Raw genomic sequence first — 20,710 nt, 5'->3', positions numbered from 1 at the left:
CTTCAGCGAGTTCTCATGATGGCGGCATAGCGTTGGCCCATGAGTGAGCCCATGAGACTCCTGGTGGTGGACGACGAGCCGGCGCTGCGCGAGGCGCTGCAGTCGAGCCTGGAGTTCGAGGGCTACCAGGTGGCCACGGCCGTGGACGGGCTGGCCGCGCTGGAGGAGCTGGCCCGCGAGGTCTACGACGCGGTGCTGCTGGATGTCATGATGCCCAGGCTCGACGGGCTGACCGCGTGCAGGCGGCTGCGCCAGGGCGGCAACCACGTGCCGGTGCTGATGCTGACCGCCCGTGACGCCGTCGGCGACCGTGTCTCCGGGCTGGACGCGGGCGCGGACGACTACCTGGTCAAGCCGTTCGAGCTGGACGAACTGCTGGCCAGGGTACGGGCGCTGCTGCGGCGCAGCGCGCTCGGCGCCGTGCCGCAGGACGGCCTGCTCTCCTACGCCGACCTGCGCATGGACCCGGCCACCCGCGAGGTCACCCGCGGCGCCCGCAGGCTCGACCTGACCAGGACCGAGTACCAGCTGCTCGAGCTGCTGCTCAGCCACCCGCGCCAGGTGCTGACCCGCGACCAGATCCTCGGCGAGGTGTGGGGCTTCGACTTCGAGCCGACCTCCAACTCCCTCGACGTCTACGTCATGTACCTGCGGCGCAAGACCGAGGCGGGCGGCGAGCCCCGGCTGATCCACACCGTGCGCGGCGTCGGTTACGTGCTGCGGAACGCGCCGTGAGATGGAGCAGCCTGCGCGCCCGGATGACGTTGCTGGTCACGGCGGCGGTGGCGCTGGCGGTCGCGCTCTCGGCGGTCCTGTGCTTCTCCATCGTGCGCATGGAGCTGCTCAGCCAGCTCGACCATGAGCTGGAGGGCCCGCCGGGCAAGCGGCCCGACGTGAGCAAGCTCCTGGTGAGGTGCTCGACCGAGCCGCCGCGTGCGGACGCCTACGCGCCGCCGTACTCCGAACAGATCATCTACGCCGACCAGAGCCCGACCTGCTCGTTCGGCACCCCGATCCGCGTGACCGAGGACGACCTGCGGGTGGCCCGTTCCGGCGGCCAGTACCTGCACACGAGCGTCACCAGCGACGGCGCGCAGGTCCGCGTCGCCACGAAGTGGGTCGCGCCCGGCGTGGCGGTCATGAGCGCCCGCCGCCTCGACCGCCTGCAGAACTCCCTCAACACGCTGGCCGCCCTGCTCGCGGGCGTGGCCGGCCTCGGCGTGCTCGGCGCCGCCTCGGCGGGCCTGATCGTCTCCCGTACGGCCCTGCGCCCGGTGGGAGAGCTGACCAGGGCGGTCGAGCACATCGCCACCACCGAGGACCTCGACACCTCCATCCCCGTCAAGGGCGACGACGAGATCGCCCGCCTGAGCGCCTCCTTCAACGCGATGACGGCCGCCCTGGCCGGTTCCCGCGACCGCCAGCGCCAGCTCGTCGCCGACGCCGGCCACGAGCTGCGCACCCCGCTGACCACGCTGCGCACCAACATCGACCTGCTGCTGCGTAGCGAGCAGACCGGCAGGCAGCTCGACCCGGCCGCCAAGGAGCGGCTGCTGGTCAACGTGAAGGCCCAGTTCGCCGAGCTGTCGGCGCTGGTCGGCGACCTGCTCATGCTGGCCAGGGGCGACACCGACCACGAACCGCACGTGGAGCTGGCCCTGCACGAGGTGGTGAAGGCCGCCGCCGAGCGGGCCAGGCTGCGCGGCGCTGAGCTGAGCACCGACCTCGGCACGTGGTACACCGTCGGCAACGCCGCCTCGCTGGAACGGGCGGTGCTCAACCTCATCGACAACGCCCGCAAGTTCAGCGAGAACGGCATCGAGGTGATGCTGCGCGGCGGCGTACTGACCGTGCGCGACCACGGGCCCGGCATCCCGCGCGAGGAACTGCCGCACGTCTTCGAGCGGTTCTGGCGCTCCCCGTCGGCGCGCGCACTGCCCGGCTCGGGGCTCGGGCTGGCGATCGTGGCGCAGGCGGTGGCAGAGGCGGGCGGGAGCGTCCGGCTGGACAACGCGCCGGGCGGCGGAGTGATCGCCACGGTGCGGCTGCCGGGAAGTCTCACCCCGCTCTCATCATCGGCTAAGCCCGGCTAAAGACCGGGCCGGTGACCTGGGGAGCATGCCAACATCCATCAAGACGCGGCTGGTCGAGGTGGTCGTCCCGGTCCACAACGAGCGGCGTGCCCTGCGCGCGAGCGTGACCCGGCTGCACGACTATCTGCTGGCCACCTTCCCTTACGGCTTCCGCATCACGATCGCCGACAACGCCAGCACGGACGGCACCTGGCCGCTGGCCGGGGAACTGGCGGCCGAGCTGCCGCACGTGCGGGCCGTACACCTGGAGGAGAAGGGGCGCGGCAGGGCGCTGCGCCGGGTGTGGTCGCAGAGCGACGCGGACGTCGTCAGCTACATGGACGTGGACCTGTCCACGGACCTGGACGCCTTCCTGCCCCTGGTCGCGCCGCTGCTGTCGGGCCACAGCGACCTGGCCATCGGCACCCGGCTGGCACCGGCGGCACGTGTGGAGCGCGGGCCCAAGCGTGAGGTCATCTCCCGCTGCTACAACCTGCTCCTGCACGCCCTGCTCGGCGCCCGCTTCACCGACGCCCAGTGCGGCTTCAAGGCGGTGCGCACCGAGGTGGCGCGGGCGCTGCTGCCCGCGGTCGAGGACGAGCAGTGGTTCTTCGACACCGAGCTGCTCCTGCTGGCGCAGCGGCACGGGCTGCGCATCCACGAGGTGCCGGTCGACTGGGTCGACGACCCGGACAGCCGGGTCGACGTCGTGCGCACCGCCCTGGACGACCTGCGCGGCATGGCCAGGCTGGCCCGCGCGCACGCGCTGCGCGCGCCGATCCCGTCACGGGAGGTGCCGAGCGGGCTGGCCAGGCAACTGCCCCGCTTCGCGATCGTGGGCGTCATGAGCACGCTGGCCTACCTCGGGCTGTACACGCTGCTGCGCGGGGCGCTCGCGCCCATGCCGGCCAACACGATCGCGCTGCTGGTCACCGCCGTGGCCAACACCGCGGCCAACCGGCGCTTCACGTTCGGGATCAGCGGACCGGCGGGCGTCGTACGGCACCAGTTCGAGGGCCTGGTCGCCTTCCTCGTGGGGCTGGCGCTCACCACCGGCGGGCTCGCGCTGCTGCCCGCCGGGGTCTCGCACGGCATCGAGCTGGCCGCCGTCGTGCTGGCGAACGCGCTGGCCACCCTGGTGCGCTTCCTGCTGCTGCGCGTGTGGGTGTTCAACCCGCGCAGGGTGAGCCGATGACGCGGGCACGCTGGGCGCTGGCCGGGGTGCTCGCCGCCGCCCTGGTCCTGTACACGTGGGCGCTGAGCGGGATGGCCAACACCTATTACTCGGCCGCCGTCCTGTCGGCCACCCAGAGCTGGAAGGCGTTCTTCTTCGGCGCGCTGGACGCCGGATCGTTCATCACCGTGGACAAGCCGCCGCTGGCGTTGTGGGTGATGGCGCTGTCGGCGCGGATCTTCGGGTTCTCGACGTGGAGCATGCTGGTGCCGCAGGCGCTGGCGGGCGTGGCGGCGATCGCGGTGGTCTTCTCGGCGGTACGCCGCAACATGGCCGCGTCCTTCGGTGAACGGCGGGCGGAGGCGGCCGGGCTCGTCGCGGCACTCGCGATGACGCTGACCCCGATCACCGTGGCCATCAACCGCGACAACAACCCGGACACGCTCCTGGTGCTGCTGCTCACCGTGGCCGCCTGGTTCTGCCTGGAGGCGCTGCGTACCGGAAGGCTCCGCGGGCTGCTGCTCTGCGCGCTGTTCGTGGGCCTCGGGTTCAACACCAAGATGCTCCAGGCGTACCTGGTGCTGCCCGCCTTCGCCCTCGCCTACCTGCTCTGCGCCCGCGCCGGCGTGGTCGGGCGGCTCGGTCACCTGCTGGCCGCCGGGGCGGTGCTCGTGGTGTCGAGCGGCTGGTGGATGGTGATCGTCGACCTGTGGCCCACCGGCTCGCGCCCCTACGTCGGCGGATCCACCCACAACTCGGTCCGGGACCTGGTCATCGGCTACAACGGCCTCGGCCGGATCTTCGGCCAAGGCGGCGGGCGCGCCGGCGGGCCCTCGTTCGGCGGGGAGTCCGGGGCCGGGCGGCTGTTCAACGAGGTGATGGCCGGGCAGATCTCGTGGCTGCTGCCGTTCTGCGCGATCGCCCTGCCGCTGGCGGTCGTGACCGGTCTGCGGGCCAGAAGGGCGGGGCGGGCGTGGGCCTGGGGGCCGTGGCTGGTGTGGGGCGGCTGGCTGGCCGTGCACGTCGTGGTCTTCAGCTTCTCCAGCGGCACCTTCCACCCCTACTACAGCACGGCCATGGCTCCGGCGGTGGCGGCGCTGAGCGGGATGGGCGGGGTGCTCATGTGGCGGGCCCACCGGGAGGCGCGGGTGCTGGGCTGGGTGCTGCCGGTCGCGGTCGTGGTGACCGGGGGGTGGGGGTTCGCGGTGCTGCGCCGTACGCCGGAGTGGACGCCGTGGCTGGCCTGGGCCGTGCTCGGGACCACCGCTCTGGCCGGGCTCGCGCTGATCCTGGCCCGGGTACGGCGCGGCCCCGCGATCACCGTCGCCGGGCTGGTCCTGGCCCTGGTCGCGGGCCTGGCCGGACCGGCGGCGTACGCGGTCACCCCGCTCCGGTCCCCGGTGAACGGCACCAACCCGACCGCGGGCCCCGACACCGGCGACCGCGGCTTCGGCGGCGGCCCGATGGGCCTGCCGGGCGGCCGTCAGCCCGCCGGAGACCGCCCGCCCGGTGGTGGCGACCCCGGCCGTTCCGGAACTCCCGGCCTTTCCGGCTACCCGGGCTCTTCTCGCGACCAGGGCTTTTCCGGCGGTCCGGGTGGGCGGGAGGTCGGCGCCGAGCTGGTCACCTTCCTGGAGGCCAACCGGGGGAACGCCGACTGGCTGGTCGCGGTGGGCAGCGCCCAGCAGGCCGCCTCGCTGATCCTGTCCACCGGCGAGCCGGTCATCGCCATGGGCGGCTTCACCGGGGCCGACCCGGCCATGACCACCGCGCGCCTGGAGGAGCTGACCTCCTCCGGCCGCCTGCGCTACGTGATGACCGGCGGCGGCAGGGGCGCCGGCCAGGCCACCTCGTGGGTCCAGGAGAACTGCGCGGCCGTGCAGGGCCAGGACGGCCTTCACGACTGTTCTTGATCGGGGGTTGACAACGATGTCAACCCCGCTCTTGATAGATCTATGGCCGGACCGCTGCTCGAAGCCCGCGGCATCGTCAAGAGCTACGGCCACGTCGAGGCGCTGCGCGGTGCCGACCTCGCGCTGCCGCCCGGCGAGGTCGTCGCGCTGATCGGCGACAACGGCGCGGGCAAGTCGACCCTCGCCAAGATCCTGTCCGGGGTCGAACCGCCCGACGACGGCGAGATCCTGCTCGACGGCAGGCCCATGGCCTTCTCCTCCGCCGAGGACGCCAGGGCCGCCGGGATCGAGACCGTCTACCAGGACCTCGCCCTCTGCGCCGACCTCACCCCCGCGGCCAACTTCTTCCTCGGCCGCGAACTGCTCAGGCCCGGCCTGCTCGGCCGCCTCGGACTGCTCGACGACGCCGCCATGCGCGAGCGCGCCCGGCAGGCCTGCGAGCGCCTCGGGATCGAGCTGAAGTCGCCGGACGTGCCGGTCTCCACGCTCTCCGGCGGCCAGCGGCAGGGCGTCGCCGTGGCCAGGGCGGTCACCTGGGCGCGCCGGGTGGTGTTCATGGACGAGCCGACCGCCGCGCTCGGCGTCGTCCAGACCCGCCGCGTGCTCGACCTCATCCGCGGCGTGCGCGACTCCGGCGTGACCGTGCTGCTGATCAGCCACAACATGCAGGACGTCAAGGCCGTCTCCGACCGGGTCGAGGTGCTCAGGCTCGGCCGCCGGGTGGCCCGCTTCGCCACCGCGCAGGTCTCCATGGAAGAACTGGTCGGCGCGATGACGGGAGCCCGCGGATGAGCGGGCGGCTGCTGTCGGCGCAGGTGTTCTGGATCGGGCTCGTGCTCGCGGGCCTGCTCGCCGCCTTCGCCCTCCTGCGGCCCGGCAGCTTCGCCACCCCCTTCAACCTCCTGAACCTGGTCAGCGACGCCGCCATCCTCCTGCTCCTGGCCACCGGCATGACCTACGTGATCATCACCGCGGGGATCGACCTGTCGGTCGGCGGCGTGCTGGTCTTCTCGGCCGTGGCCGCCGCCTTGACGGCCGAGGCCACCGGCTCGCTGCTGGTGGGTGCGGCGGCGGCCGTACTGTCGGGGCTGGGGTGGGGTCTGCTCAACGGCGTGCTCGTCGCGCACGGGCGGATCCCCGCGCTGATCGTCACCCTCGGCACGCTCGGCATGTCGCTCGGCGCCGCGCTGCTGCTGACCGGCGGCGTCGACCTGCGCGCGCCCGGCGAGCTGAACCTCGGCCTCGGCCTGGCCCGCTGGCTCGGCGTGCCCCACCTCGTGTGGATCTGCGGCGCCCTCACCGCCGTGCTCGGCTTCGCCCTCGCCCGCACCCGCTTCGGCCGCCACACCTACGCGATCGGCTCCAACGCCGAGGCCGCCCGCCGCGCCGGCGTGCGCGTGACCAGGCACCTGGTCACGGTGTACGGCCTCGCCGGACTGCTGGCCGGGCTGGCCGGCTACCTGTCACTGGCGAAGTACGGCATCACCGGCGTGTCCGCTCATTCCACCGACAACCTGCAGGCCATCGCCGCCGTCGTGATCGGCGGCACGTCGCTGTTCGGCGGCGTCGGCACCGTCGCCGGCACCGTCATCGGCGTGTTCATCCCGGCGGTGCTGCAGAACGGCTTCCAGATCCTCGGCGTGCGGCCCTTCTGGCAGCAGGTGGTGGTCGGCGCCGTGCTGATCGCCGCCGTCTACGCCGACCAGCGGCAACGCGCCCGCCGCGACCCATGAGGAGACCCGACATGCGCAAGGCCCTCGCCGCCGCCCTCCTGCTCGCCCTCGCCGCCTGCGGCCAGCCCAGCGCCGGCGGCGCCGTCAGGGTGACCCTCGTGCAGGGGCTGGCGGGGGAGGAGTTCTACGAGACGATGGCCTGCGGCGCGCGGGCCAAGGCCAAGGAGCTCGGGGTCGAGCTTGAGGTGCAGGGGCCGCAGAAGTTCGACCCGACCCTGCAGACGCCGATCGTGAACTCGGTCGTGGCCGCCCAGCCGGACGCCCTGCTCATCGCGCCCACCGACGTCAAGGCGATGATCGCCCCGCTCACCCAGGCCAAGCAGCGCAACATCAAGATCATCCTGGTGGACACGGTGGTCGAGGACGCCTCGATCGGCCTGTCCAAGATCAGCACCGACAACGTCAAGGGCGGCGCGGCGGCGGCCAAGGCGCTGTCGGAGCAGATCGGCGGCAAGGGCAAGGTGCTGGTCATCTCCACCGACCCCGGCGTGAGCACGGTGGACGCCCGGATCAAGGGCTTCGAGGAGGAGATCGAGGCGGCCCATCCCGGCGTGAGCTCGCTGGGCGTGCAGTACTCGCACAACGACGTCGGCGAGGCCTCCAAGATCGTCAACGCCGCGCTGGCGAAGGACCCCGACCTGGCCGGCGTCTTCGCCACCAACCTCAACTCCGCGACCGGCGCGGGCACGGCGCTGCAGCAGGCGGGCAAGCTCGGCCAGGTCAAGATGGTCGGCTTCGACGCGGGCCCGGCCCAGGTCAAGCAGCTCAGGGACGGCGTCGTGCAGGCGCTCATCGCCCAGTTGCCCGGCGAGATCGGCGCGAAGGGCGTGGAGCAGGCGTTCGCCGCGGTCAAGGGACAGCAGGTGACCGCCGCCATCCCGACCGACGCCACCATCGTGACCCGCGAGAACGTCGACACCCCCGACGTGCGGAGGGTCCTGTACAAGGCGGGATGCTGACGGAGACCGGCGTACGGCCCGGCGATAGGATTTCGTGGTGCGAAGTGCTTCCTCCCGAGCCGAACAGGCCGACCAGCGCCGGGCCGAGCTGCTGGCCGCCACCCGGCGCGTCGTCCTCGAAAAAGGGCTGGCCAACACCCGGATCGCCGACATCGCCAAGGCGGTCAACGTCAGCGGCGGCCTCATCCACTACCACTTCGCCACCAAGGACGAACTCATCACCGCGATGCTCAGGGCCACGCTCGACGTGGAGAGCGCCCGGCTGGAGGAGATCGTGCGCGGGCCCGGCACCGCCGTGCGCCGCTTCGACCGGGTCCTCGACTACTACATCCCGCAGTCGCGCGCCGACCAGAGCTGGCTGCTGTGGCTGGACGCCTGGAACACCGCCCTGCGCGAGCCCGCGGTCAACGCGATCGTCCTGGAGCTGGAGGCGACGTGGCTGCGCGCGATCGAGCGGGTGATCACCGACGGGGTCGACGGCGGCGAGTTCACCTGTGACGACCCGGCCGGAGCGGCCGAACGCCTCGACGCCATGCTCGACGGGCTGGCCATCCGCTACACGCTCCACCCCGGCGTGCTCACCCAGGAGCGCCTGCTCGCCCACGCCCGTACCGCCGCCGCCCGCGAGGTCGGGCTGTCTCCCGAGGCGTTCTCCGCATGACGGCCATGCGCGCGCGTGCGTACGGTCTGGCCGGCGGGCCGTACCGGACGGGGGAGCACAACGCGATCACCGACGTGCCCGGCGTGCGCGTCGGCCACACCACGCTGCGGCGTGAGCCCGCGATCCACACCGGCGTGACCGCGGTCGTCCCCGACCGGCTGCCGCTCAGCGCCGGCGTCTACGCGGGCAACGGCTACGGCAAGCTCGTCGGCACCACCCAGGTCGCCGAGCTCGGCGTGATCGAGACGCCGATCCTGCTGACCGCGACCATGTCCACCTTCCGCGTGGCCGACGCGCTGATCAGCTGGATGCTGGCCCGCGACCCCGGCCTGCCGTCGGTCAACCCGGTCGTGGGCGAGTGCAACGACGGCTGGCTGTCCGACATGCCCGCGCGCCCGATCACCGCCGAGCATGTCTTCGCCGCGCTCGACGGCGCCCGCCCGGGACCGGTCGAGGAGGGCTGCGTGGGCGCGGGCACCGGCACCGTCGCCCTGGGTTTCAAGGCAGGCATCGGCACCGCCTCGCGCACCCTCGACCTGGCCGTGGCCGGTCGGGTGACCGTCGGCGCGCTGGTCCAGGCCAACTTCGGCGGCACCCTGCGCACCGGGGCCCGCACGCACGAGGCCGAAGCCGCCTCCGAGCTGGAGCTCCTCGGCCTGGAGACACCTCCCGACGACGGCTCCTGCATGATCGTCGTGGCCACCGACGCCCGCCTGGACGGCCGTCAGCTGACCCGGCTCGCCAAGCGCGGCGTCTACGCCCTCGGCCGGGTCGGCGCCTCCTACTCCCACGGCAGCGGCGACTACGGCCTGGCCTTCTCCACCGCCGTCTCCGGCGAGCACGTCGCCGATCGGCACCTCAGCCCGCTGTTCGAGGCCACCCTCGACGCGGTGGAGGAGTCGGTGCTCAACAGCCTCCTGGCCGCGGTGCCCACCCGGGGCCGCGCCGGCCACACCGCCGCCGCCTGGCGGCCCGTCTAACGCCACCACGGCCGGTCGGCCGGTGCGGTGCGCAGCACGTTCGTCCCGCAGTGGATCGAGCCCAGGCGGACGTGGTAGTACCACGCCTCCACCCACTGCACGCGGTAGCCGAGCTTGTCGGCGACCGCCTCGGTCCAGGCCTCGAACAGGTCCACCTTGTTCTCCGGGATCACCAGCTGCCGCCAGCCGCCGCCCTTCAGCCGCCCGGTGGCGTCGAAGGCGTTCGCGTTGGCCCGCAGGACGAGCCGGCGGACCTGGGCCTCCGGCATGCCGCGGGGGAAGCCGTCGGCGAAGGCGAACGCCAGGTTGGCGAGGTCGGTGGCCGTCGGCTTGCCCACCGACTGGTGGCGGGCCCAGAACGTGGTCCGGTTCAGGCCTCGGGCGCGTAGCCACTGCGGCGTGAGACGCGCCGCGCGCACGGCCTCGGGGAAGCGAGCGGCCACCGCCCGCAGCACCCGGGCCGCCGACTCCGGCGACATGCGCGGCCCGTGCGGGCGGGGGATGAGCAGGCGGTCTCCGGCCACCTGCAGGTTGGCGAGGTTCGGGGTGAAGGCGGTGCTGCGGCCGCTCGCGGGCGAGCGCCGGTCGAAGAAGACCGGGAGGCCGTGGATCGGCATCCTGCCGTCGTACTCCGTGGTGATCCGCTCAACCGCCTCGGTGAGCTGGCCCACCGCGGGGATCTCCGACCCGTCCGGCCCGCTCCTGGCAGGCGCCGGCTCCGCCTCCAGGTCCTCGTTGAGGTTGTCGCTGAAGTAGTACATCTCATAGACCGAGATGCCCGCCGGGTAGACCGGCGCGGGCTGGGTGCTCCAGGGCGAGACGGGCAACGGGATGTCGTGCGCGGTCGGGCCCGAGGCGTTCTGCCGGGCGAGGCGCTGGTAGATCTCCGGGGGTTCGGTGGGCAGGGTCTGGCCCGGTTCGTGATGCTGCAGCCAGCGCAGGCCCCGCAGCAGGTGGGTGATCGGCTTGGTGCCCTGGATCGTGTGGCGGCTCCTGGAGCTGATGTACTGCCAGCTCGTGTACTCGGCGAGGTCACGGGCGTTCAGCCCGCTCAGGAACTCCCGCTTGGCCTCGGTGATGATCAGCAGGGCCATGGCCGGGGCGGCGCGCAGCACCGTGCCCGGGCCGCGCGGGTCGCGCAGGTCCGGCACGAAGGCCAGCATCTCGTCCACGTGGCCCACGTCCAGCCAGCTCGTGTCCACCTCCACCACGCTCTGGTGGCCGTGCGCCTGCCCGCGCAGGAAGGCCAGCAGGTCCGGGTCCATGTCGGTGAGCGTGGAGCCGTCGCCGGCCCGCTGTGTGGTGTTGCCCACGACGACCACTCCGGCGGGGCCGTTCTTGGAGGGCGGGCCGACCTCGATGTTGCCGCCGTAGTTGTGCCCGGAGTGCCAGTTGCCGAGCTGCCGGTCGAGCTTGACCAGTTCGTCGGCGCTCAGGACGAACTCCCGGGCCGGGCGCGGGCCGGCGGCGGGCAGCCGTAGCCGGGCCCGGCGGCCCGCGATCGGCATCTCGGCCGTCACGGCGGCCACCTGCCGGCCCGCGTCGTCGAGCAGCGGGTCGATCAGGTCCTTCTTCCACGGGGTGTCCGGGCGGGTCAGCGCCGCGCGTGCCGTACCGCGCAACAGGCTCAGCAGCAGCTCAAGCTCCGAGCGGGACTTCCACACGTCCGCCCGCGCCGGGCCGATCGCCTTGCGCATGCGGGCGAGGTCCTCCGCGGTGCCGATCCTGGAGACCGTCTCCACCATGTGCCGGCGCAGCACGAGCACCTTCGTCAGCACCGTCAGCAGGCGGTCGCTCTCGGCGAAGCCCATCCGCGCGGGCGCGCCGTCCGGCCCGGGGACGGTCAGCTCGCGGTCCCAGAACGCCTGGCAGACCCCGATGTCCTTGCTCAGGAAGTGCCCGGCCAGCACGCCGCCCAGGTTCGGGGCGCCGGTCCTGGAGGCGTCCGAGCGAGTGCGCGGCGTGTGCAGGAGCACCCGCTGCACCCCGTCGGGGGTCCGCGTGTAGCCGAGCTGGTACTGGTCCTGGATCCAGCTGTCCCCGCCGTGCACCTCCTGCGGGATGAGCACCAGCGGCACCCGCAGCGGGGCGAGCGCGGCGCGCACGTCGGCGACGGCGGGCCCGTTGTCGTCCAGGGACCTGGCCGGGTCGTCCTCCCGCACCGCGCACATGTAGAGCCGCTCCAGCCGCCCCGCGTTGCCGATCAGCACGAACGGCGCCAGCGTCACCACCGCCTCGTCCTCGACCACGGTGCCGCCCGCGCCGTCGCGCTCCAGCCGCACCACGATCCTGGCGCCGGTCGGCGGCCCCGCTCCGGGGACCAGCAGCCTGTTGGTCGCGGGACTGGCCGCCAGGTCCACCGCCTCCAAGGCCAGCCTTTTCGGGAACGGCCCCGCCGGTAGCGGATAGCGGGCCAGGTTCCGCATCGGCACCGGCCGGATCCGCACCCCGGTCGAGTCCACGACCGCGATCCGCTGCGGATCGGCCCCCTGCAGGACCACGAACAGCGGGCCGGGCTCGTGGCTCACCTCCTGCACCTGCATCCTGATCGGCTCGTCGTCCCCGGCCGTCTTGGCCTGCCGTTCCCGGTCGGGGGTGGCGGGGCCCGACCTGGCGACCGACGCGGGCAGCCTCCTGGCGTCGGCGTCCAGGTTGGCGCGCACCAGGGCGCCGGGCTCGCGCTTCCTGCCGGCCCACTCCGCCGCGTCCCCGCTCAGCCGCCCGGTGCGGTCGTAGTCGGCGTGCAGGCGGTAGGCGCACACCTCAGCCTTCGCCGGCGTCGAGGGTGACGTGGGCGCCGGGGCGCAGCGCGTCCCGCAGCGGCGGCACCTCGGACAGATCCTGGACCAGCACCAGGTCCGTCGGCACCACCACCTCCCACGGCCTGGACCCGGCCGGGTAGGGCACGCCGCCGTCGATCCTGCCGAGGTTGGTGGTGATCTCGTCGATGATCGGCACGTACAGCTCGTCCTCGACCGTGGGCACGTCGTTGCCGTCCCACACGTTGCCGGTGTGCACGAAGTAGGCCACCGCGCGCTCGAACCCCGGCCGCACCGGCACCTGCACGCGCGCCGCCCCCGCCCGCAGGAACGCGGCGAAGTCCGGGTCGGGGTCGGTGACGTTCAGCGCCGGCACCCAGCGCGCCCGCCGCCCCCACAGGTGCGGGTAGAAGACGTAGAGCATGTTCTGCCACTCGAAGGCGTTCTCCAGGAACCGGATGTAGCGGCCGTTGGCGTTGGCCTTGTCGAGGTCGAGTATGGGCGCGCCGGTCGGGCTCTTGAACGAGTCGAGATTGAGCTCCGGCTGCTTGGCCAGCATCATGATGACCCACTTCTTCAGCTCGTCGCGCTCCACCCGCCGGTTGGCCAGCGGGTTGCGGCCGAACTGCTGAGTGCTGCTGCGTTCGAGCTCGCGCTGCGCCTTGCGCTCGTTGTACTCGGCGAGCTGCTGCTGGTAGGCGGCGATGATGGCGTCGAAGGCCTCGTGCTGCCAGCTCGCGTACGCCTCGGGGGAGAGCTTGCAGTCGACGTCGATCGCCACCGCCCACGCGTTGGCCGCCACGGAGATCGAGACCGACGCGTCCTTCTCCAGCCGGCTCGTCGGGCCGCCCTGCGATCCCCAGGTGTCGTGGAAGTCGTACATCCTGCCGTCGAAGACGATCTGGAACGGGTGCAGCTGGATGTCCGCGGCCCAGATGTGGGTGGCCTGCACGGTCGCCCGGTAGGCGCGGTAGCCCTCGGGGATCTCGACCTTGCCCGCCGCGCCGGTGGAGGTGTAGTTGCCGCCGTCGTACTTGGCGAAGAAGCTCGCCGTGCGCAGCTCCGGCGGCTGCGGGGGCGCGTTGGTCACCCGGTAGCGGGCCAGCAGCGGGCCGTAGGTCCCGGCGTCGATCTGCGCCGGGGTCAGCGGATTGCCCGCGACGGTCGGCGGGGCCGGCTTGACCAGCTCGCTGTCCTGCGGCGGGTTCTCCACCAGGCCGTACAGATAGAACGCCGCCGGCTCCGGCACCACGAAGTCGAACATCATGCGCTGGCCGTAGTTGAAGACCTGGGCGTCGTAGACCTTGTTCAGCCAGCGGTAGATGCCCCGGACGTGGCGGGCCAGGTTGTTGCTGAAGCCGTGCCGGTTGTTCTCCTCGAACTCCTCCAGCGTGCGCTTGCGCACCAGCGTGCGTACCTTCTCGCGGACCTTCTCCACCGTGCGCTGGGTGACCTCCTGCGAGAACGAGGACGCCTTGCGCTGCGACTCCTCGGTGGTCGTGGAGAAGCCCGCCTTGAGGCTGGAGGTGAAGGAGACCGCGGGGCCGTAACTGCCGCTGACCTGCAGGCCGGCCTCGATGTCGAGCTGGCTCTTGACGTGCTTCTCCGCCTCGTTCTGCAGCTCGTTGCGGGTCGTGGACTGGAGGTCCTTCTCCTTTTCCGTCTCCGTCTCGGTCTCCCGCTCGATGATCTCCTCGACCTGGGTGAGGCGGCGGGTGGAGCGCTCGCGGGACTCGCCGGCCATGACGTTCTCGATGTGGGCGTACTCGCCCAGCTCGTAGGCCTTGATCTTCTGCCGGACCACCAGCAGGTCGGCGACGCCCGCCTGCGAGTGCTGGGGGACGGGCGGCGGGTCGGTGACAGCCGGGGAGTCGCCGAGGGCGCGGTGGTAGCGTCCGAGATCGATCTCGCCGCCGTCGAAGGCGAGCACTCCATCGGGTACGGCCCGCGTCCCCACATGAGCGCCGGTCCGCCGCATCTCCTCCTCGATGACCGGAACCGCCCGCAACGGCAGCACCTCGCCGTCGAGCTGCCCCAGCTGTTCCAGGACGCCGGTGGCCGTGCCGCTCAGCCGCGCCACCCCGGAGGCCGACAGCCGGGGGCGTCCGGCATCGGCCGCCCGCAGCCCGGCCAGTTGCCGCTCGACATCGCCGTCCGGCAGGACGGGGGCCAGAACGTCGGGATACTCGACATGCCGCCCGTCGGTGACCAGCCGCACCAGCTCCCGCCGGGTCTCCTCCAGCCGGGCCAGCCATTCGCGCGCCTCCTGGTCCGCATCCCCGGAGGGCAGGGACGGCGGCACCGGAAGGGGTTCCTGCCGGGCCCGCCCCAGAAACCCGGGCAACACCACGACGCCCCCACCCACCACGTCCCCCAAGGTCCTCCGCCCACCTCCCACGCGGTGCCCCGGTGCGCCCTGGCCCGGACGCCCGTGATCCACCTGGCCCTGATCCCCGCCTCCGTGATCCACACCTCCGTGGGCAGCATCGTCCTGGCCCGCGGTCCCGTGGGCCGACTCGCCCTGGCCGACGTCCCCGTGAGCGGTCTGGCGGGGGATCACCTGCTCCGGGATCGCATGCCCCGAGACGGTCAGGTCTGGGGTGGCCCGATCGGGGATGGCCTGATCCGGTGTGCTGTGGTCCGAGGTGCTGTGGTCCGGTGTGCTGTGGTCTGGGGTGCTTTGGTCCTGGGCGCTTTGGTCCGGGGTGGCGGAGAGGGTGACGGCGAGGGCGAGGAGCTTGGCGTCGAGCAGGTGGCGCTGGCCGTCGCCCACCGGGTCGCCGAGCAGCGCGGTGGTCAGCACCTGGTCGGTGACCCGGGCCCGCGTGGCGGCGAACCGTTCCCCGGCCACCAGCTCCGGCAGCGCGCTCCCGTAGGCGTGACGGACCAGCGCGTCCAGGTCGGCGTCTTCGAGGGGACGGTCCTGGTTGGCGTAGAACCATTCGCGCAGGGCGGCGGTGTCGAGCGGCTCGGGGTGGTCGGCGGCTGCGCTGTAGCCGCGGGCGATCTCCCGCAGCCCGGCCCGGTCCGCGCCGCTCGCCACGGCCGCCGCGAGCTGCTGGAAGAGCCCGGCGGCCGGGATGAGCACGTTCGGCGGGGGCTGGACGCGCGCCTTGGCCGGCCGGACGGTGATGAACCGGAGAATGCCTTCGCTAGCCAATGGGCACCTCACCCTCGCTGAATCCGCTCGACAGCACTCTTGGTGGTGACATGACCACTCAGTGTGCTGAACTTGACGCGCCAACATTACGTCCGTCAGGTCGGGCTGTCACGGGGTTTTCCCGCTCAGCGGGCCGACTTGGCGGCCGTCACGGCGGCCGGCCCCGCGCGCCCGACGACCGTCACCCTGGACGGGGCCCGGCCGCGTGTGGTGGGTGGGGTGGGGGCTGACGCGGGCGGACATTGGGCGCGCGGAGGGGCGATGGCGGGGGAGGCGCTTTGTTGGGGGAAAGACTGTGGGGGAGAAAGTCCGCGCGGGGAAAATTGCGGGGAGGAGACTGCGCATGGGAAGACTACGCATGAGGAGATTGCGCACGAGATGATTGCGCACGAGATGATTGCGCACGAGATGATTGTGCGCGAGGTGATTGCGCCGGGATTACGCGGGCAGCGCGGCGAGGAGGAATGCGAGGCGGGCGGCGGCGGCTTCCACGTCGTCGGTGCTGCCCAGGCGGTAGCCCCAGGAGGTGACGAAGGCGCCCTCGTCGGAGCACGTGACGGTCTCGGTCAGCGTGGTGGAGAAGCGGTTGCGGACCGACACATAGGCGGGATCGCAGGCCAGGGCCACACTTTGGACCGAGAGGTCGGCGTGGCGACCCGCGTACCAGGCGAAGCGCTCCAGGCAGAGCGTGGTGTCCAGCATCAGGCGTCACCTCCGCAACGTCTCGCGCCACAGAATTGCACGATCTTCGCTCGCGGGGCAAGCAATTGCAGGGATTAAAGTGAGGATTGTTTCCCGTATTCGTGAAGAATCCGGATGATGAGAGCCCTGCCGGATTCGTCGAAATGGGCGACCTTGCAGTACTCGTCGAACGCGCTCACGTAGAAGGCGATGTCGTCGGGATCGCGGAGGACCAGGTCTTTCGTCATCGTGGCGACCCCGACCATGGCCTCGTTGTAGATCCAGAAGCCGTTGATCGGCGAGGACGGCAGCTCGGCGGAGTAGGGGATGACGCCGAACTCGACGTTCGGCAGCGTGCTGACGGCCAGCAGGCGGTCGAGCTGGCCGCGCATCACGTCGATCGGGGCGAGCCTGGTGTGGAGCACCGCCTCGGGCACCACGAAGCGGAAGGTGCGCGTCGGGTCGTAGAGGATCTCCTGGCGTTGCATCCGCACGCGTACCGCCGCGTCGATCTGGTCGGGGGCGCTGTAGAGGCGTTTGACCTTGCGGAAGACGTGCCGGGCGTACTCGGTGGTCTGCAGCAGGCCCACCACGATGCCCGGCTCGAACACGCGGAACAGGCGGGTGCGCGCCTCCAGGTCGCGGATGTCCTCCTGGATGGCGGCCAGTCCGCTGCGGTGGCGTTGCTTCCAGTCGTCGTGCCGCTCCAGCAGGGAGATCGCCTGGCCGATCAACTGGTCCGTCACCTCCGGAGCGGCCTGTACGGCGGTCGCCCACACCACCACGTCGTCCTCCGTCGCGGTCTGGCGGGCGTTCTCCAGCCGGGAGACCTTGGACGGTTGCCAGCCAAGCCGCTCGGCCAGATCCTTGCCGGACAGGTGCACGGCCTCGCGCAGATGGCGAAGCTGGGCGCCGAGGTCGATGCGCGCCTGCTGAAAGGACGTCACGCCGCTAGAGGCTAGACCTGTGGGCATGGATCATGCCAGGCCCGGTTTCGCAATTGTGATCATTCGGTCGCGGCGCGTGGCTTTCCGGCGGCCGGAAAGCGGAATGCCCGCGCCGAGGGGTGACGCGGGCAAGAGGGGCGCTCCGGGGCGGGCGAGCGTCCGTGAGGGGTCAGAGGACTCGGCGGGCGATGTCTACGAGCAGCTCACGTGGTACTTCGACCGCCGTCTCGCCGTCGAGGACGTCGCGCAGATCGGCGAGCGCCTCGGGGTCGGTGAGCTGGAGGCCCTGCACCACGATGGTGCCGCGGTCGGTCTCGTAGAGGGTGGGACAGGCCCCGGCTTCCGAAGTGGAGCCGAGAAACCGCATACGCATGACGATCCTTCCCCGATCAATCCTGCAATTGCGTGCAATTGTAGGAGCTCCAGGGATTTATGTGATCGTTTTAGTTCAAATTGGTATGAGTCGGTCACCGGGGGCCGGTCAGGCGCACGTCGCCCTTTGTCGACAACACGAAGACCTGCCAGTTGTAGTACGCGTAGAAGCTGCGCGGGTCGCGCTTGATCTGGGCGGCGTGGGCCAGCACCGCGTCCACGTAACGCACGTCGTGGTTGTAGGCGAAGACGGCGCGGCGGTAGTTCCGGGGGGCGCCGGTGGCCTTCAGATAGTTGGCGGCGGCCATGATCGAGTCCCTGGACTTGTGGACGTCGCCGCCCATGCCGTACATCTTCCAGGTGCCCGGCATGAACTGCATCGGCCCCTGCGCGCCCGTGGAACTGGCCGAGCGCACGCGGCCGAACTTCGTCTCCACCAGCATGATCGCCGCCAGCACCTCCCATTCGACGCCGAAGCGCTTCTCCGCCCTGACCATGTGGCCGCGCAGCGTTCCGGCCGGTTCCGCCTGCGCGAGGCGCATCTTCGCCCGGCGGGCCGCGGTGATCGGGCGGGCCATCGACAGCAGTTTGCCGACCGCCTTGGCGTTGTCGCGGGCCTCGGCGGCCACCGGCCTGGGCAGCTTGGCGATGACGGCGCGGGCCAGCGTGGAGTTTCTGGCCAGCTTGCGGTAGACGCGCTGGTGGTGGAGGGCGTACAGGACGACCTCCTGCGGCGGCTGGACGGCCTTGCTCCTGGTCCAGGCGTCGATGCCGGAGTAGAGGGCGGCGGTGGTGGCCTTCAGGTCGGCGGCCAGCTTGGCGGGGTCCGACGGGATGGGCGCGTCAGGGGCGGGGGCGTCGCCGGGCGCGTTCTGGGAGGTGCCCTGGGGTGTGGTGGCCGGAGACTCGGCCGCGGGCTTGAGCTGTTCCCGGGCTGCGCTGCCGCTTGCCGTACCGCCGCATCCGGACAGGACGACGGCCAGGGACGCTGCGAGGACGAGTCTCATGACGTCCCACCGTAGTGCCTGATCAGCTAGATATCGGAGTATTTCGCCCGAGCGGCAGCAATCTTGTCCGGCAAGTACTCCGTGGGCCACAAACCCGGCGCCGGCGCGTAGTCCTTCAGCACGCGGCGCGCGATCGAGGCCTGGTGCACCTCCGTCGGCCCGTCCATGATTCCCATCAGCGGCGCCGCCTGCCACAGCCGCGCCAGCGGCGTGTCGTTGGAGACGCCGAGCGCGCCGTGCAGGTGCATCGCCCGGTAGACCACGTCGTGGAAGACCCGGGCCGCCGCCACCTTGCAGGCCGCGATCTGCGTGCGCGCCTCCCGCGTCGACGACCGGTCGATCAGCCACGCCGTGTGCAGCACGAGCAGCCGGAACTGCTGGATCTGCAGGTAGGAGTCGGCGATCGCCGCCTGAACGAGCTGCTTGCCGGCCAGCACCCCGTCGTGGGTGGCCCGCGACAGCGCCCGCTCGCACATCATGTCGAAGGCCCGCTTGACCGCCGCGACCGTGCGCATCGCGTGGTGCACCCGGCCGCCGCCCAGCCGGGCCTGCGCCACCGCGAACGCCCCGCCCTCCTCGCCGAGCAGCGCGTCGGCGCCCACCCGTACGCTGGTGTAGCGCAGGTGCGCGTGATGGCCGGAGCGGTCGCCCATCGTGCCGATGTTGCGTACGATCTCCACGCCCTGTGTGTCCGACGGCACCAGGAACATCGACATCCGCCGGTACGGGTGCGCCTCGGGGTCGGTCACCGCCATCACGATGAAGAAGGCGGCGTTGTGGGCGTTGGAGGTGAAGTACTTCTCGCCGTCCAGGACCCACTCCTCGCCGTCCCTGGCCGCGCTCATCGTGAACAGCCTCGGGTCCGATCCGCCCTGCGGCTCGGTCATCGAGTACGCGGAGAACACCTCGCCGTCCAGCAGGGGACGCAGGTAGCGCTCCTTCTGGGCGGCGGTGCCGTACATGGCGATGATCTCGGCGTTGCCGGTGTCGGGCGCCTGGCAGCCGAAGATGACCGGGGCCCAGGTGGACCGGCCGATCAGCTCGTTCATCAGGGCCAGCCTGAGCTGGCCGAACCCTTGGCCGCCGAGTTCGGAGCCGAGGTGGCAGGCCCACAGGCCCTGCGCCCTGACCTGCTCCTTGAGCGGGTCCACGATCTTGCGCAGCCGCTCGTCCGGCGTGCCGTACGCCTGGCCGGGGAAGACCAGGTCGAGCGGCTCCACCTCCTCGCGGATGAACGCGTCCATCCAGTCGAGCTTGGCCTGGAACTCCGGCTCTACCGCGAAATCCATGTCTGTGCCCTCGCAAACAGGTCCAGGGTGGTCTGGTGGAGGAGGTCCCCGATGTCCTTGGGCGCCTTTCCCGCGCAGGCGCGGGCGTGGCTGCCCTCGAGCACGATGCCGAGCTTGAAGCAGGCCATGACCGCGTACCAGTCGATCGCCGACATGTCCCGGTCGGTCAGCGAGGCGTAGCAGGCGACGATCTCGTCCTCGGACGGCAGCCCCGGCACGTGCCCGGCGTTCGACGGCCAGGTGGCCAGCAGCCAGCCGAGGTCCAGCAGCGGGTCGCCGACCGTGCACATCTCCCAGTCCACGATGGCCGCCACGCGCGGGCCGTCGTGGGCGAACATCAGGTTCGCGAAGTGGTAGTCGCCGTGCATCACTCCCGGCGTGAACGACTCCGGCCGGTGGCGCTCCAGCCAGGTGGCGGTCTCGCTCAGCAGCGGGATCTCGGGGCCCGGGTAGCCGTCGAGCTTGCCGTAGGACTCCAGTTCGGCCGTCCAGCGCGGCACCTGCCGTTCCAGGAACCCCTCGGGCCTGCCGAACCCCGGCAGCCGCCCGGGATCCACCCGCCCGAGCTCGGCCAGCGCGACCGCGGCCTCCAGCCCCATCCGGTGCCGGATCGCCGCGTCCGAGGCGTGCGGTTCCGGCAGCCCGGTCGAGGGGTTGAAGCCGTCGACCGGCTCCATCAGGTAGTAGACAGGCTCGTCCGCGGTCTGCGCGGCGATCAGCCGCGGCGCGGGCACCGCGGTGTCGCGTAGCGCCGCGAGCACCCTCGCCTCACGCCGCAGCACCTCGTTGCTCTTGCGCCGCGGCCGCAGCGGCGGCCTTCTCAGGATGTACGGCCGGCCGCCCCGCGAGAAGCGCACCATCACGTTCTGCGTGCCGCCGAGCACCGGCGCGACGTCCCCGATGGGCCCGCCGGGCAGGCCCTGCCCGTCCATCCAGGCCCCGAGCGCGTCGAAGTCGATCGTGCTGACGTCGATGTGCGTGGAGGTCATGGCACCCTTCGGAC

Annotated in this window: 17 protein-coding genes; 9 read left to right on the top strand and 8 right to left on the bottom strand. The window is 71.8% G+C overall.

Features of this window, described 5'->3' with window-relative positions:
* Positions 1-51: 51 nt before the first annotated feature.
* The 9 genes from ACIBHY_RS14895 to ACIBHY_RS14855 are packed head-to-tail and all read left to right on the top strand — an operon-like array spanning position 52 to position 9,492.
* Positions 52-735 (top strand): response regulator transcription factor, encoded by a 684-nt coding sequence (locus ACIBHY_RS14895; RefSeq protein WP_397243789.1) that lies wholly within the window; start codon positions 52-54, stop codon positions 733-735.
* Complete coding sequence (locus tag ACIBHY_RS14890; protein ID WP_397306920.1) at positions 732-2,093, top strand: sensor histidine kinase; 1,362 nt, start codon at positions 732-734, stop codon at positions 2,091-2,093. The genes ACIBHY_RS14895 and ACIBHY_RS14890 overlap by 4 nt, the downstream gene beginning before the upstream one ends.
* A 25-nt stretch (positions 2,094-2,118) precedes the next feature.
* On the top strand, positions 2,119-3,267 hold the full coding sequence (locus ACIBHY_RS14885; RefSeq protein WP_397243117.1) for a glycosyltransferase: 1,149 nt from the start codon (positions 2,119-2,121) through the stop codon (positions 3,265-3,267).
* Positions 3,264-5,159 carry a glycosyltransferase family 39 protein gene (locus ACIBHY_RS14880; RefSeq protein WP_397306919.1) on the top strand — a complete coding sequence of 632 codons (1,896 nt, stop codon included), beginning with the start codon at positions 3,264-3,266 and terminating at the stop codon, positions 5,157-5,159. Before ACIBHY_RS14885 ends, ACIBHY_RS14880 begins: the two co-directional genes overlap by 4 nt.
* Before the next feature lie 42 nt (positions 5,160-5,201).
* Positions 5,202-5,951, top strand: a complete 750-nt coding sequence (locus ACIBHY_RS14875; protein ID WP_397306918.1) for an ATP-binding cassette domain-containing protein — start codon at positions 5,202-5,204, stop codon at positions 5,949-5,951.
* Entirely contained in the window at positions 5,948-6,892 is a 945-nt protein-coding gene (locus tag ACIBHY_RS14870) for an ABC transporter permease (protein WP_397306917.1), read from the top strand. The genes ACIBHY_RS14875 and ACIBHY_RS14870 overlap by 4 nt, the downstream gene beginning before the upstream one ends.
* 11 nt (positions 6,893-6,903) lie before the next feature.
* Positions 6,904-7,851, top strand: a complete 948-nt coding sequence (locus tag ACIBHY_RS14865; protein WP_397306916.1) for an ABC transporter substrate-binding protein — start codon at positions 6,904-6,906, stop codon at positions 7,849-7,851.
* Positions 7,852-7,888: 37 nt separating this feature from the next.
* Entirely contained in the window at positions 7,889-8,512 is a 624-nt protein-coding gene (locus tag ACIBHY_RS14860) for a TetR/AcrR family transcriptional regulator (RefSeq protein WP_397243126.1), read from the top strand.
* Positions 8,509-9,492, top strand: a complete 984-nt coding sequence (locus ACIBHY_RS14855) for a P1 family peptidase (protein ID WP_397243128.1) — start codon at positions 8,509-8,511, stop codon at positions 9,490-9,492. The genes ACIBHY_RS14860 and ACIBHY_RS14855 overlap by 4 nt, the downstream gene beginning before the upstream one ends.
* On the opposite strand, the gene ACIBHY_RS14850 is transcribed toward ACIBHY_RS14855, so the two are convergent.
* From ACIBHY_RS14850 to ACIBHY_RS14815, 8 genes are all read right to left on the bottom strand, one after another.
* Positions 9,489-12,254: a protein-arginine deiminase family protein gene (locus ACIBHY_RS14850; RefSeq protein ID WP_397306915.1), complete on the bottom strand. Its 2,766-nt coding sequence runs from the start codon at positions 12,252-12,254 to the stop codon at positions 9,489-9,491. The genes ACIBHY_RS14855 and ACIBHY_RS14850 overlap by 4 nt on opposite strands.
* A gap of 1 nt (position 12,255) precedes the next feature.
* Positions 12,256-15,411, bottom strand: a complete 3,156-nt coding sequence (locus ACIBHY_RS14845) for a hypothetical protein (RefSeq protein WP_397306914.1) — start codon at positions 15,409-15,411, stop codon at positions 12,256-12,258.
* 438 nt (positions 15,412-15,849) lie between these two features.
* On the bottom strand, positions 15,850-16,113 hold the full coding sequence (locus ACIBHY_RS14840; RefSeq protein ID WP_184962528.1) for a hypothetical protein: 264 nt from the start codon (positions 16,111-16,113) through the stop codon (positions 15,850-15,852).
* 74 nt (positions 16,114-16,187) lie between these two features.
* Positions 16,188-17,039, bottom strand: a complete 852-nt coding sequence (locus tag ACIBHY_RS14835) for a helix-turn-helix domain-containing protein (protein WP_397243134.1) — start codon at positions 17,037-17,039, stop codon at positions 16,188-16,190.
* A 169-nt stretch (positions 17,040-17,208) separates the two neighbouring features.
* Positions 17,209-17,412: a hypothetical protein gene (locus ACIBHY_RS14830; RefSeq protein ID WP_184962524.1), complete on the bottom strand. Its 204-nt coding sequence runs from the start codon at positions 17,410-17,412 to the stop codon at positions 17,209-17,211.
* Positions 17,413-17,506: 94 nt separating this feature from the next.
* A complete protein-coding gene (locus ACIBHY_RS14825) occupies positions 17,507-18,418 on the bottom strand; it encodes a transglycosylase SLT domain-containing protein (RefSeq protein ID WP_397243136.1) in 912 nt (303 codons plus the stop codon).
* Positions 18,419-18,444: 26 nt separating this feature from the next.
* Positions 18,445-19,707, bottom strand: a complete 1,263-nt coding sequence (locus tag ACIBHY_RS14820; RefSeq protein WP_397306913.1) for an acyl-CoA dehydrogenase family protein — start codon at positions 19,705-19,707, stop codon at positions 18,445-18,447.
* Positions 19,692-20,696 (bottom strand): phosphotransferase family protein, encoded by a 1,005-nt coding sequence (locus ACIBHY_RS14815; protein WP_397306912.1) that lies wholly within the window; start codon positions 20,694-20,696, stop codon positions 19,692-19,694. Before ACIBHY_RS14815 ends, ACIBHY_RS14820 begins: the two co-directional genes overlap by 16 nt.
* Between the last annotated feature and the right edge of the window lie 14 nt (positions 20,697-20,710).

The sequence above is a fragment of the Nonomuraea sp. NPDC050547 genome (assembly GCF_044457345.1).
Lineage (GTDB): Bacteria > Actinomycetota > Actinomycetes > Streptosporangiales > Streptosporangiaceae > Nonomuraea.
This window is presented reverse-complemented; position numbering and strand designations above follow the sequence as displayed.

Coding starts and splice junctions, on each gene's coding strand:
- ACIBHY_RS14895 (WP_397243789.1), top strand. CDS start 52: ATGAGACTCCTGGTGGTGGACGACGAGCCGGCGCTGCGCGAGGCGCTG.
- ACIBHY_RS14885 (WP_397243117.1), top strand. CDS start 2,119: ATGCCAACATCCATCAAGACGCGGCTGGTCGAGGTGGTCGTCCCGGTC.
- ACIBHY_RS14880 (WP_397306919.1), top strand. CDS start 3,264: ATGACGCGGGCACGCTGGGCGCTGGCCGGGGTGCTCGCCGCCGCCCTG.
- ACIBHY_RS14875 (WP_397306918.1), top strand. CDS start 5,202: ATGGCCGGACCGCTGCTCGAAGCCCGCGGCATCGTCAAGAGCTACGGC.
- ACIBHY_RS14870 (WP_397306917.1), top strand. CDS start 5,948: ATGAGCGGGCGGCTGCTGTCGGCGCAGGTGTTCTGGATCGGGCTCGTG.
- ACIBHY_RS14865 (WP_397306916.1), top strand. CDS start 6,904: ATGCGCAAGGCCCTCGCCGCCGCCCTCCTGCTCGCCCTCGCCGCCTGC.
- ACIBHY_RS14855 (WP_397243128.1), top strand. CDS start 8,509: ATGACGGCCATGCGCGCGCGTGCGTACGGTCTGGCCGGCGGGCCGTAC.
- ACIBHY_RS14840 (WP_184962528.1), bottom strand. CDS start 16,113: ATGCTGGACACCACGCTCTGCCTGGAGCGCTTCGCCTGGTACGCGGGT.
- ACIBHY_RS14830 (WP_184962524.1), bottom strand. CDS start 17,412: ATGCGTATGCGGTTTCTCGGCTCCACTTCGGAAGCCGGGGCCTGTCCC.
- ACIBHY_RS14825 (WP_397243136.1), bottom strand. CDS start 18,418: ATGAGACTCGTCCTCGCAGCGTCCCTGGCCGTCGTCCTGTCCGGATGC.
- ACIBHY_RS14820 (WP_397306913.1), bottom strand. CDS start 19,707: ATGGATTTCGCGGTAGAGCCGGAGTTCCAGGCCAAGCTCGACTGGATG.
- ACIBHY_RS14815 (WP_397306912.1), bottom strand. CDS start 20,696: ATGACCTCCACGCACATCGACGTCAGCACGATCGACTTCGACGCGCTC.